Annotated in this window: 1 protein-coding gene; it reads left to right on the top strand. The window is 64.8% G+C overall.

The window, feature by feature from the left end; genetic code table 11:
• Window positions 1-1,008 (top strand): cbb3-type cytochrome c oxidase subunit I (locus ACIQPR_RS49130; RefSeq protein WP_403664398.1); only part of this gene is annotated, 1,008 nt, incomplete at both ends.

Here is a 1,008-nt window from a genome sequence, read left to right as displayed (position 1 = left end):
ACCACGGACCACAAGACGATCGGCACGCTGTATCTGGTCACGTCCTTCGCGTTCTTCCTGATCGGCGGCGTCATGGCGCTGCTGATGCGCGCCGAACTCGCCCGCCCCGGACTGCAGATCCTGTCGAGCGAGCAGTTCAACCAGGCGTTCACGATGCACGGCACGATCATGCTGCTGATGTTCGCGACGCCGCTGTTCGCCGGTTTCACGAACTGGATCATGCCGCTCCAGATCGGCGCGCCCGACGTGGCGTTCCCGCGGCTGAACATGTTCGCCTACTGGCTCTACCTCTTCGGCTCGACCATCGCGGTCGGCGGCTTCCTCACCCCGCAGGGCGCGGCCGACTTCGGCTGGTTCGCCTACAGCCCGCTCTCGGACGCGGTCCGCTCGCCGGGCATCGGCGCCGACATGTGGATCATGGGTCTGGCCTTCTCCGGCTTCGGCACCATCCTCGGCGCGGTCAACTTCATCACCACGATCATCTGCATGCGCGCACCGGGCATGACGATGTTCCGCATGCCGATCTTCGTGTGGAACGTGCTGCTGACCGCTGTCCTGGTCCTGCTCGCCTTCCCCGTCCTCGCTGCCGCGCTGTTCGCGCTGGAGGCGGACCGAAAATTCGGGGCGCACGTCTTCGACGCCGCGAACGGCGGAGCACTGCTGTGGCAGCACCTCTTCTGGTTCTTCGGCCATCCCGAGGTGTACATCATCGCGCTGCCGTTCTTCGGCATCATCTCCGAGGTCATCCCGGTCTTCTCCCGCAAGCCGATGTTCGGCTACATGGGCCTGGTCGCCGCGACCATCTCCATCGCCGGCCTGTCCGTGACCGTGTGGGCCCACCACATGTACGTCACCGGCGGGGTCCTGCTGCCGTTCTTCTCCTTCATGACGTTCCTCATCGCCGTACCGACCGGCGTGAAGTTCTTCAACTGGATCGGCACCATGTGGAAGGGCTCCCTGTCCTTCGAGACCCCGATGCTCTGGGCCACCGGCTTCCTCATCACCTTC

The organism is Streptomyces sp. NPDC091280 (assembly GCF_044768565.1).
Classification (GTDB): Bacteria; Actinomycetota; Actinomycetes; order Streptomycetales; family Streptomycetaceae; genus Streptomyces.
Note: the sequence above shows the minus strand (reverse complement) of the source record. Positions and strands in the feature narration are given on the sequence as shown.